6 protein-coding genes and 1 pseudogene are annotated in these 11,461 nt (G+C 66.2%); 4 read left to right on the top strand and 3 right to left on the bottom strand.

The features are described from left to right. Positions 1-229: 229 nt before the first annotated feature. Positions 230-946 (bottom strand): annotated as a pseudogene (locus AB0L58_RS33090) (M23 family metallopeptidase); the annotation flags it as partial. A gap of 1,755 nt (positions 947-2,701) precedes the next feature. Beyond that, positions 2,702-3,961, bottom strand: a complete 1,260-nt coding sequence (locus AB0L58_RS33085; protein WP_364393059.1) for a M23 family metallopeptidase — start codon at positions 3,959-3,961, stop codon at positions 2,702-2,704. A 531-nt stretch (positions 3,962-4,492) separates the two neighbouring features. Here AB0L58_RS33085 and sucC point away from each other — a divergent pair. Together sucC and sucD are read left to right on the top strand one after the other, a co-directional pair. Next, positions 4,493-5,659, top strand: coding sequence for an ADP-forming succinate--CoA ligase subunit beta (gene sucC, locus AB0L58_RS33080; RefSeq protein WP_364393057.1), 1,167 nt, complete (start codon positions 4,493-4,495; stop codon positions 5,657-5,659). An 11-nt stretch (positions 5,660-5,670) separates the two neighbouring features. After that, a complete protein-coding gene (gene sucD / locus AB0L58_RS33075; RefSeq protein ID WP_040695450.1) occupies positions 5,671-6,585 on the top strand; it encodes a succinate--CoA ligase subunit alpha in 915 nt (304 codons plus the stop codon). A gap of 54 nt (positions 6,586-6,639) precedes the next feature. On the opposite strand, the gene AB0L58_RS33070 is transcribed toward sucD, so the two are convergent. Beyond that, positions 6,640-7,584 (bottom strand): undecaprenyl-diphosphate phosphatase, encoded by a 945-nt coding sequence (locus tag AB0L58_RS33070; RefSeq protein ID WP_364393053.1) that lies wholly within the window; start codon positions 7,582-7,584, stop codon positions 6,640-6,642. Between the two features lie 246 nt (positions 7,585-7,830). Between AB0L58_RS33070 and AB0L58_RS33065 the strand changes: the two genes are divergently transcribed. After that, the gene (locus tag AB0L58_RS33065; RefSeq protein WP_364393051.1) at positions 7,831-11,097 is read left to right on the top strand and encodes a BTAD domain-containing putative transcriptional regulator; all 3,267 of its coding nucleotides are present in this window, start codon (positions 7,831-7,833) and stop codon (positions 11,095-11,097) included. A gap of 83 nt (positions 11,098-11,180) precedes the next feature. Then, the gene (locus tag AB0L58_RS33060) at positions 11,181-11,438 is read left to right on the top strand and encodes a hypothetical protein (protein WP_364393049.1); all 258 of its coding nucleotides are present in this window, start codon (positions 11,181-11,183) and stop codon (positions 11,436-11,438) included. The last annotated feature ends 23 nt before the right edge of the window (positions 11,439-11,461 follow it).

The following is an 11,461-nucleotide window of genomic DNA, read 5'->3' as shown; positions in this document are numbered from 1 at the left end:
AGGGCCTTTGCCTCTGATCTGCCGACGATGCGGTCGGTAGCGTGCGCGGCACCCTCGTGGTTCGGCTGCTGCCGCGCCGCTCGGATCAGGTACACGCTGGTGCAGAATTGCCGCGTGCACGCTCACTACCGGTACGTGGGCTCGGAGGTGGTCAAGGTTGTGAACCTGCTCGGACCGGCGATCGCCGCCGCACCGTAGTCAGCGGCACTGCCGGTGAGTACCACGGTCGTCAGTCGCGTTCTTGGCCGAGGCTGATGCCCCGGGTGGCGAGCCAGGGGAGGGGGTCGATGCGGTCGGTGCCGTTGAGCCAGACTTCGAAGTGGCAGTGCGGGCCGGTGGATTCGCCGCGGTTGCCGACGGTAGCGATTTCGTCGCCGGCCAGGACGTGCTCGCCCACGGAGACCAGTGCGGTGTTGATGTGGCCGTACACCGTGACGGTGCCATCGTCGCCGCGCATTCGTACCCACATGCCGAAACCGGCGGCCGGTCCGGCGTCGATGACGGTGCCGTCCTCGACGGCGTAGATCGGTGTGCCGATGGGGGCGGCGACGTCGACACCGGGATGCAGCACGCCCCAGCGCTCGCCGTATCCGGAAGTGAAAGCGCCCGAGGCGAATTTCATGAACAGCGGACGCAGCTTGGCCTCCGCCTCCGCCGCCAAGTCCTGCGCGAACTTATCGCCGTTCTCCAGCACATCGGAGAACTGCCCGAGGTCCGTCGGTGTCGCCGTGTCGAGCAGCTCCGGTGTCGTCGGCAGCTCACCGCTCACCGGTTCCAACACCTGCTGCTGCCCGACAGCCTGCAATTCGGCCGTCTGTGGCGACTTCTCGCTACCCGCCGCCAAATTCTGCCCCGCGGCGACGATCGCACCCGCCGCCACCGCAATGACCGCAGCCCGCCCCCTGAACGCCCGCGGCGGCGCAGGCACCCGATGCGCACCACCCCGTCGCCTGCGCCCGGTGCGATCCACCGAATCGGCAGATCCTACTTCCCGACCTGCCCCCGCCCACCCGTCGACATCCCGAACACCGCCGCCGAATTCGCGACTATCCCAACCCTCGTCGCGATTCCACAAATCGTGGTGGCGCCCATCGACATCGTGGTCCGGTCGAGCTGCAGGATCCCAGCCGGCGCTTTCATCGAATTCGCGCCAGCCACCCAGCCCGCTGCCATCTCCGTCGTGTACGCCGTAGTTCGGCCGTTCGCCGTGGCCTGGGCGCGTGTCACGATCCGCGTTTGTCCCATGCCCCAGGCTCGCGCTGTAGTTCGGGCGTATGCGGCCTTCCAGGCGGTCGCCGTGCTTTTGGCGTGCGTCGTGGACCGCGCGTGCGTCGGAGCTCTGATGGACATCGTGCTCTCGGCTGGTGCCGTCGCTCTGGAAAGCGCGGCGGCCGATCCGGTCCTCGCCGTGGACCTCCTGCCAGCCATTGTTGTAGTCGAGGTCGTGGCCGTAGTCCTGGCTCGCGTCGTGGTTCAGGCTTGCATCGTCATCCCGGCTAGCGCCGCCGGTCCAGCTCGACACCTCATCGCGGCCGTCACCGAACTCGTGCCAGCCGCCGTTGCTCGCCCTGTGATTCAGGCTGTTGCCGTAGTCCTGGCATGCGTCGTAGGCCTGTCCCGTGCCGTCATCCTGGATGGCGATGCCGTTCCAGGTCAGGTTCTCGTCGTGGCTGTCGTGCGCTTCGTGCCAGCCGCCGTTGCTCGTGCTGTAGGTCAGGCTGTCGCCGCCGCGGTACTGGCCTGCTTCGTAGCCCTGGCTTTCGTCGTGGCTCGGTTTTGTGCCGCAATCCTGGATGGCGGCGCCATTCCAGTTGTCGCGGAAGTCGCCGAACTGGTGCCAACTGCTGTTGCCCGCGTTGTAGAGCAGGCTGTCGCCGTAATCGTGGTTTGCGTTGTCGTTCTGGCTTGCATGGTGGCTCGGTTTTGTGCCGTCGCTGTGGTTTGTGCCGTAATCCTGGATGGCGGCGCCATTCCAGTCGTTGCGGAAGTCGCCGAACTGGTGCCAGCCGCCGTTGTCCGTGCTGCCGCGCAGGCTGTCGCCGTAATGCTGGCTTGCATCGTAGATCTGGCTTGCGCCTTGATCGTGGCCCGCGTGGTATGTCTGGCTCGTGCCGTATTCCGGACTGCCACCGTAGTTCTGACCGGCGCCGTAACCGTGACCAGCGCTGTAGCTCTGAGTACCACTTTCGAGCAGCGAATCCGCTTGTGACCAAGGATCACTCAGCTTCCAGGATTCGCCCCCGCTCGACTGCCCCGAAGATTGCCAAGAATTATCTAGGTAATGCTGAACTGGCACGCCCTGCCCGTCGGTGCCCGATAACCGCTCTCGTCTCATAGTCGCGACCGCATCACACCGCTAGTGCGTCCGAATTGTCCTGAACGCGAGGAAAGTTCGAAAGTTACTGGTCTTCGAGTGTCGTGGACGGCGCTCGGGGTGCTCGCAACGCGCATCGAGATTTCTATCCTCCGGTCACAACTACTGAAGAGAAACGGGTGCATCGACGGTAACGAATCGATTGCGGTCCCGCAACCATTCGTCCGATGAATCCCATTGCTGCACTTGGAATTTGGCTTCAAGTGCATAGAAAACCCGCAGCGCGTCGAATGTGGCACGCGGCATGCCGCGAACCACCGGTCAACCGGCCGCGATGCATTTATGCGAACAGCCCAGCCTCGACGAAAATCCGACCCGAAGAGCAGATCAGTCGCGCTGCGGACCCAAGCTGATACCGCGCGTTGCCAACCAAGGCAGCGGATCGACCTTGTCGACGCCGTTCAACCACACCTCGAAATGGCAGTGCGGGCCGGTGGAGAAACCACGGTTGCCGATGGTGGCGATCTGATCACCCGCCAGAACGCGCTGGCCCGCCGACACCGTGGCGGTGTCGATATGGCCGTAGATGGTGACGGTGCCGTCATCGTGCAGCAGGCGCACCCACATGCCGAAACCGGATGCCGGACCGGCTTCGAGCACGGTGGCGTCGGCGACGGCGTAGATCGGGGTGCCGATCGGGCCCGCGATATCGACGCCGAGATGCTGTACGCCCCAGCGGGCGCCGAATCCGGAGGTGAAATTGCCCGCGGCGAATTTGGTGAACAGCGGGCGGAGCTTCGAGGCCTCCTGTGCCGCCAAATCGTCGGCGAACTTCTGCCCCTTTTGCAGCATGTCGCCGAACTGGCCGAGATTCGTCGGGGCCGAAACATTGAGTACCTGCGGCGAATCCGGCGCGGCATTCGGCTCCGCCACGCTGACCGACTGTGCCGCGATTTCGTGAATCTGCCCGGCGGCCTCGTAATCGACGGCCTGTGAGGGCTGTTCGGGCGAGGCGAAGGCGGCCTGTCCGGCGGCGACCACCGCACCCGCGGCCACAGCGACGACCGCGGCGCGGCCCTTCAGGGAGGCGGGGGGTGCGGGCATCCGATGCGCGCCGCCATTACCGCGATTCGTCCGGCGCGCCGGGATCACCGTGGGACCGGCCGGAGCTTCCGGATCCTCGGGCTCCCAAGCGGAGTCCTCGTCCCAAGACTCATCGCCGTCCCAGGACCCGTCCGCCTCCGCTGTCCAAGACGCCTCGGAGTCGGCGTGCCAGGAATCGTCACCCTCGGAAGTCCAGGAATCGTCGGATGCCCACGCGCCGCCGTCGGACCAGGAATCGGCTTGGCTCCAAGCCTGCGACTGTCCCCACGAATCATCGTGCGACGACGAATCGGCCGGTGACTGTCCCCAAGCGGAATCGGACTGCGCCCACGAATCGTTCGCGTCCCACGCGTTGTCCTCGTGCTCGTATCCACCCGCCGCGGCAGGGGCGGCATATCGGTGTCCACCGGCACGTCGGGACGAAGTCCCGAACGGATCTACCGCGGCATTGGAATGTCCACCGAAGCTCTCGTCATCATCGGACCGGTAACGATGTCCGGAGCGAGCGCGATTTTCGGTTGCGAAGGTCGAGCGATGGTTCATCGGTGGTGCCACATCATCGAGCGAGAGATCACGGTATCGAACTGCCTGATCAGGAGCGTTGTCAAGGAACGGCTCTCCATGTCCGGAGCGCTGTGCTGCGTCAAGCTTGCCGTCCTCCTAGTCGTGACCGTGTTGTGACATCGACCGCAATGACGGTAACGAAACGATTGCGAGCTCCGCAAGCGCTACGTGCGATCAATCCAAACATGTGAGATTGATCACGGTAACGCACCGGAATATCTCACTGTGATCGGGGCACGTGGGTGAGGCTCAGCGACGACAAACCGTAGTAGGGGGCCGTCGGTCAACCGGTTCGATGGCTCTACCTGGCGCGCCGTCAGCAACCTACTGGCGAGTAGCCTTGGCCAGGGTTTTTCCTGCCCTGGCCGGCACCCCGTGACCTGCGCCACTTAGGATGAATGTGGCCGTTTGGCCCTCCATGTGACTGGTTAAAGTCCGACCCGACCCGCTTCCGACGTCGGGCCGCCAACAAAGACGTTGTCATCACAACGCAGACGAGACGGTGAGTACATGGATCTCTTCGAATATCAGGCGAAGGAGCTCTTCGTTAAGCACGGAGTGCCTTCGTCCGAGGGCCGCGTCACGGACACGGCCGAGGACGCCCGCGCCATCGCGGCGGAAATCGGCAAGCCGGTGATGATCAAGGCCCAGGTGAAGGCTGGTGGCCGCGGCAAGGCGGGTGGCGTCAAGTTCGCCGCCACCGCGGACGACGCGTTCACGCACGCGCAGAACATCATCGGCCTGGATATCAAGGGCCACATCACCAAGAAGATCCTTGTCGCCGAAGCCAAGGACATCGCGGAGGAGTACTACATCTCCTTCCTGCTGGACCGCTCCAACCGCACCTATCTGGCCATGTGCTCGGTCGAAGGCGGCATGGAGATCGAAGAGGTCGCCGCGACCAAGCCCGAGCGCCTCGCCAAGGTGCCCGTCGATGCCGTCAAAGGTGTCGACCTCGCATTCGCCCGCTCGATCGCCGAGCAGGGCCACCTGCCCGCCGACGTGCTGGATGCCGCGGCCGTGACCATCCAGAAGCTCTGGGAGGTGTTCATCGGCGAGGACGCCACCCTGGTGGAGGTCAACCCGCTGGTCCGCACCCCCGACAACGAGATCCTCGCGCTCGACGGCAAGGTCACCCTGGACGAGAACGCCGAATTCCGGCACCCGGATCACGCGGCCTTCGCGGATAAGGACGCAACCGATCCGCTGGAGCTCAAGGCCAAGGAGAACGACCTCAACTACGTCAAGCTCGACGGTGAGGTCGGCATCATCGGCAACGGTGCGGGTCTGGTCATGTCGACCCTCGACGTGGTCGCCTACGCGGGTGAGAACCACGACGGCGTCAAGCCGGCCAACTTCCTCGACATCGGTGGCGGCGCCTCGGCCGAGGTCATGGCCGCCGGTCTGGACGTCATCCTGGGCGACGCGCAGGTCAAGAGCGTGTTCGTGAACGTCTTCGGTGGCATCACCGCGTGTGACGCGGTCGCCAACGGCATCGTGAAGGCGCTGGAAATCCTCGGCGACGAGGCGAACAAGCCGCTGGTCGTCCGTCTCGACGGCAACAAGGTCGACGAGGGCCGCAAGATTCTCGTCGATGCCGCGCACCCCCTGATCACGCTCGCGCAGACAATGGACGAAGGCGCCGACAAGGCCGCCGAACTGGCAGCGGCCAAGTAAGGAAACCGGAAATGTCTATCTTCCTCAACAAGGATTCCAAGGTCATCGTCCAGGGCATCACCGGCGGTGAGGGGACCAAGCACACCGCGCTGATGCTCAAGGCCGGCACCCAGGTCGTGGGCGGCGTCAACGCGCGCAAGGCGGGCACCACCGTCGCGCACACCGACAAGGACGGCAACGCGGTCGAGCTGCCGGTGTTCGGCACTGTCGAAGAGGCCATCAAGGCGACCGGCGCCGACGTGTCCATCGCGTTCGTGCCGCCGAAGTTCTCGAAGGACGCCATCATCGAGGCCATCGACGCGGAGATCCCGCTGCTCGTGGTCATCACCGAGGGCATTCCGGTGCAGGACACCGCCTACGCGTGGGCCTACAACGTGGAGAAGGGCAACAAGACCCGGATCATCGGCCCGAACTGCCCCGGCATCATCACCCCCGGCGAGGCGCTGGTCGGCATCACCCCGGCCAACATCACCGGCAAGGGCCCGGTCGGCCTGGTGTCGAAGTCCGGCACCCTGACCTACCAAATGATGTACGAGCTGCGTGACTTCGGCTTCTCCACCGCCATCGGCATCGGCGGCGACCCGGTCATCGGCACCACCCACATCGACGCCATCGAGGCGTTCGAGAAGGATCCCGAGACCAAGCTGATCGTGATGATCGGTGAGATCGGCGGCGACGCCGAGGAGCGGGCCGCGGCCTACATCAAGGCCAATGTCACCAAGCCGGTCGTCGGCTACGTCGCGGGCTTCACCGCCCCCGAGGGCAAGACCATGGGCCACGCGGGCGCCATCGTGTCCGGTTCGGCCGGTACCGCCCAGGCGAAGAAGGATGCGCTCGAGGCCGCCGGTGTGAAGGTCGGCAAGACGCCGTCCGAGACCGCCGCGCTGGCGCGGGAGATCCTGGAGAAGGCAAGCGTCACCGCCTGATTCGCTGAATCATACGAAGGCCGCCACCCCGATCGGGGTGGCGGCCTTCGTGGTTCAGAAGAAGTGGACCACCGATGCGATACCGAAGACGAGGCTGTACACCGCGAACGGCAGCAGTGAATTCGACTTGAAGTAGCGCTCCAAGAAGCGGACCGCCAGATACGCCGCGCCGCCCGCGACAATCGATCCCACCAGGACCTGGCCGAGGATACCGTCGCCCTGCGGACCGGCCAGCGTCGGCAGCTTCAGCACGCCCGCGGCCAGAATGACCGGAGTGGCAAGCAGGAAGGCGAATTTCGCCGCGTCCTCATGGTCCAAACCGCGTAGCAGACCGCCGACCATTGTCATGCCCGAGCGGCTGATGCCCGCGAACAGTGCGCCGGTCTGTGAGACACCGATGATCAACGCGTCCCTTATCGATAGATCGCCAAGGCCGGTCGGCTCTTCCTCCGCCGTCGCGACGAAATATCCCTCGTCGATGGCCTTTGCCCGCGCCTCGGATTCGGCGAAGCGGCGCCCGTAGTCGGACAGTGTCGGCTGGCTGCGGCGACGCAGCACTTCACCGGTGACGAGCACGACGCCGTTCAGTGTCAGAAACAGGCCCGCCGCAAGGGGTTTCGCGAACAAGGTGCGCAGCGGATGTTCCAGCAGCAATCCGAGTACACCGACCGGCACGGTCGCCAGGAGCACCAGCCAGGCCAGGCGCTGGGTCGAGGTCTCGATCCGCCGGGTGCGCAGTGTGGTGAGCAGGCCGACCACGATCTCGACCCAGTCGCGCCGATAGAACACCAGCAGCGCGATCGCCGTCGCCACATGCAACCCGACCACGAAGGCGAGATACGGTGTGCCGGAATCGGAATCCCCCTGGGTGACCAGATCGCTCCAGGATCCACCCAGCCATGCGGGTACCAAAACGGAATGACCCAGGCTGGAAATCGGGAACAGTTCGGTTATGCCTTGCAATGCGCCGATCACAACGGCTTGGGTGTACGTGAGCATCGCCTGACAGCTTGGCACGCCGAGCCCGCCACAACCCGCCCTGAAACAGAGCTGTGTCCGTTTTGGAATGCTTGTCGCAGTGGGGGTTTCAGTCGGTGGTCGGGATAGTTGCGCTCGATTCGGTTCCGCTGTTGCGTCGTGGTCCGGACAGCTTGTCGAGATCGATAGTGAGCGGAAGCGGACTTGGTTGCGTAGGTCGGGGTGGTGGTTGGGCGGTCTCGGGTCGGCACTGCCATGCTGGATGGCGTGGATGTGCTGGTGTTGGGCCCAGTGCAGGTTCGGGCAGGCGAAGACGATCTCACCATCGATCGGCCGCTGGAGCGTGCGTTGCTGGTGCGGCTGGCCTTGGCGGGCGGGGTGCCGGTTCCGGATGGGCGGCTGGCCGAGGATCTGTGGGGCGCGGATGTCGAGCGGCCGGTACAGCGACTGCGCGTGGTGGTTTCGCGGCTGCGCGCGGCGCTCGGGACGCATGCGCGGGTAATCGGACGCACGCCCGCCGGATACCACGCGAGGGTGACCGCAGCGGATCTGTCGACGGCGGAGGCGGCGGCACAGCGGCTGTATGCCGCGCGCAGGGCCGGTGACCACGCCGCCGTCGCGGCCGCGGCGCGGGAGGCGCTGGGATTGTGGCGCGGTGCCGCCCTTGCCGATCTCCGCGGCGTTCCGTACGCGGCGGCCGAGGGAGACCGGCTCGACGATTGGCGGCTGTCGCTGAGTGTGGCCGGGCTGGAAGCCAATCTGGAGCTGGGCGCGGCCGGCGAGGTCGTCACCGAACTGACCGGCTTGGTGTCGCGATATCCGCTGCACGAGCCGCTCTCGGGTCTGCTGGCACTGGCGCTGTATCGGACTGGGCGACAAGTGGACGCACTCGACCGGCTGGCCCGCCTGCGCCGGAACCTCGCCGAGGAACTCGGGGTCGACCCGGCACCGGAGACGGCCGCACTGGAACTGCGCATCCTCGACCACGATCCGACCCTGCGTTCCGGGAACGCCGCACCGATTGTCGCGGCCCCGGTCGACGCCGATGCCGGTACCGAAACTGCAACCGCCGCAACCCATCCCGATCCGGTCGTTTCGGCGCCGGTGACCAGCTTCATCGGCCGCGGCCGCGAATTCGACACTCTCGGCGCCCGCCTCGTCGGGCCCGGCCTGACCACCCTGGTCGGCGTCGCAGGCAGCGGAAAGTCCCGCCTAGCAGCCGAACTCGCTCGCGCTGCCGCCAATTCCGGACGCCCGGTGGCTTTCGTCGAACTGGCCCCGTTGGCCCGAGCCGAGGATGTGCTACCCGCGGTGCTCGCCGTGCTCGAGGCGAATGGTCTGGCCGAAGACGTCTCGATCGACCCCGACGCCCCGCTGCCAGGAATCGTTGCGGCCCTGGGTACTTCGGAAATACCGCCCGCGCGCGGGGCTTCGGGTGTGCCGGCAGACGCGCCAGCACCGACCGGTTCGGTCGCCCGGGACGCATCGGGAGACCGAAGTGACTCCGGTACCCGCGCGAATGCGGGTCCGCCGAATGGCTCGGACGTGCGCGGTGGCTCGGGCACGCGCGGAGATTCCCGTGCGCTCGACGCTGCACAGGCTCGGGACGGCTCGAGTCCGCAGTCCGACCTCGAAGGCTCGGCATCGTCGAATTCGGCACCCACCGGAGAGAATGCGCGGCGGGCCGTCCTGCTGGTGCTCGACAATGCCGAGCATCTGATCGAATCGGTGGCCGAATTGGCCACTGCCGTAGCTAGTTCCAGTGTATTGGTCACTTCCCAACGGGCGTTGGGAGTGCCGGGAGAGTCGGTGTATCCGCTCGGTCCGCTGGAACGTGGCAATGGCGTCGCACTGTTCACCGAGCGAGCCGGATTGCATGGACTGGTCACCGTCGGTGAGCGGGAGGAACTGGTCCGAATCTGCGCGGCCGTGGATTGGCTACCGCTGGGGATCGAGTTGGCCGCCGGTCTCACTCGCACGCTCACGATTTCGCAGCTCGCGCAGCGCATCGATGATCGAGTGCGGCTATTGGTCGGCGGTGCGCGGGATGCGGGCGGTGGGCGGCATACGAGTTTGCGAGTCGCCCTGGACTGGAGTTACGAACTGCTGGCGCAGCGGGAGCAGGCGGTATTACGCAGGCTCGGGGTGTTCGCGGGCGGGTGCACGCTGGAGGCGGCCGAAGCTGTTACGCCGGGCGATGGCGCGGATCTCGCGATCGGCGATATCGCGCCCGCAGTTGCGGACCTGGTGAACCGAAGCTTGGTGACGGTGCAGAACTACGGTGCGACAAGGCGATTCGTGCTTCTGGAAACAGTGCGTGACTACGCACTGGCCCAGCTGGCACAGACCCGCGAGGCCGATCCCCTGCGTGCCCGACATGTCGACTGGTGTCTGGATCTGGTGCGAAAGATCGGCGAACCCGACGATTTCGCGACCGCGGAAGCCGTGGCCGCGGTCTTCGCCGAATGGCCGAATATCCTCGCCGCACTCGAACACGCGCCCGGAACACCGCGAGCCGCGGCCGGATTACGACTCGCCACCGCAATGCACGTCCCCTGGCTGGCCAGGGCCTGGTTCCGTGAGGCGCGCCGCCACTACGGCGCACTGATCGAGTCACTGCCAGCCGCGGCGGATAGCGCGATGCCCGCCGATCCGGAACCGGACGCGCCAGCCGCGACCGTACCGCCCGCCGAATTGGCCCGAGCGCTGAGCCATTACGGTTTCCACACCCTCATGACCGGTGACTTCGATTCCGCCGCAGCACAATTGGCGAGAGCGAGCGAACTCGCCGCACCATTGGACGATATCGAACTCGCCCAGACCGTCCGCTACTACCAGGGCATCGTCGATATCGAGCGGGCCAGACTCCTGGAGGCGGTCGAGCGCCTGCGCGAGGGCGAACGACTGGCGGTGCGCGTCACGCAGGCCTCATCCTTCGCGGACGCACTCGGCACCGCACTGTTGTATTCGGGTGACGCGGCGGGCGCCCTCGCCGCCTATCAGCGGTCCACCGAGGTGGACCGCGCCAATGACGATGAGCACAGCCTCTCGCGCGGCCTGAGCAATCAGGCCAAGGCGCTGCTCGATCTGGGCCGCACCGAGGACGCACTGGCAATGGTCGAAGAATCCGACCGTTATGCCCGTCGCCTCGACGATCGACAGATCCTGCCGCTCAACGACCTCACCCGCGCCGCGGTCGCTTTGGCCGCCGGACAACTCGACGCCGCCGAATCCTATTGCCGCACGGCCCTGGACCACGAAGAGGAGGCCGGTCTGGCCCGGCTCGAACTCGCCGACGTCCTCATCGCGAAGGGTGAGCTCGAGGAGGCCGCGGCACTGCTGGCCGAGCACGACACGGCGGCTCCCGGAGGTGTCCCGGCGCTGGCGGCGCGCGCGATCGAGGTCGCGCTGCGGCACGCTCGAGGCGACTCGGACCCGGAATCGGTCGAGCGCATCCGCTCCGCCTACCGGACCAGTGGATTCGGCTGGCAGCGCTATCTCAACAGGCTCGAAAAACCGGGCAGTACCTCGTGAAATGCGCATGAAATCGCGCTGAGACGGGTGGGCGGGACGCTGGTCATCGCCAAAGGAACCCATCCGAAGAAAAGGCGTAGACAATGACCATCAACCGCACCAGCCCCGCCCGCATCGCGGCCATCGCCGCCCTTACCGTCGCCGGTTTCGTCGGCGGCATCGCTCCCGCCGTCGCGGGGCCGTTCGGCACGGGATCGGCGCAGGCCCAGCCGGGCAACCTCGGCCCGTTCGAGTACGAGTCCGAATGCCTCGCCCGCGGCAACCAGGGCATCCAGAACGGCGAATGGCAGGACTACGACTGCGTGGGCAGCTATGGCGCCTGGTACGTCGTGCCCCGGTAGTCACCGGGGGCGCGCAGCAGCGG

The organism is Nocardia sp. NPDC052112 (assembly GCF_040680135.1).
Lineage (GTDB): Bacteria > Actinomycetota > Actinomycetes > Mycobacteriales > Mycobacteriaceae > Nocardia.
This window is presented reverse-complemented; position numbering and strand designations above follow the sequence as displayed.

What these genes read in the sequence shown, in the direction of transcription:
- AB0L58_RS33085 (WP_364393059.1), bottom strand. Translation starts at nt 3,961, where the DNA reads ATGAACCATCGCTCGACCTTCGCAACCGAAAATCGCGCTCGCTCCGGA.
- sucC (WP_364393057.1), top strand. Translation starts at nt 4,493, where the DNA reads ATGGATCTCTTCGAATATCAGGCGAAGGAGCTCTTCGTTAAGCACGGA.
- sucD (WP_040695450.1), top strand. Translation starts at nt 5,671, where the DNA reads ATGTCTATCTTCCTCAACAAGGATTCCAAGGTCATCGTCCAGGGCATC.
- AB0L58_RS33070 (WP_364393053.1), bottom strand. Translation starts at nt 7,584, where the DNA reads ATGCTCACGTACACCCAAGCCGTTGTGATCGGCGCATTGCAAGGCATA.
- AB0L58_RS33060 (WP_364393049.1), top strand. Translation starts at nt 11,181, where the DNA reads ATGACCATCAACCGCACCAGCCCCGCCCGCATCGCGGCCATCGCCGCC.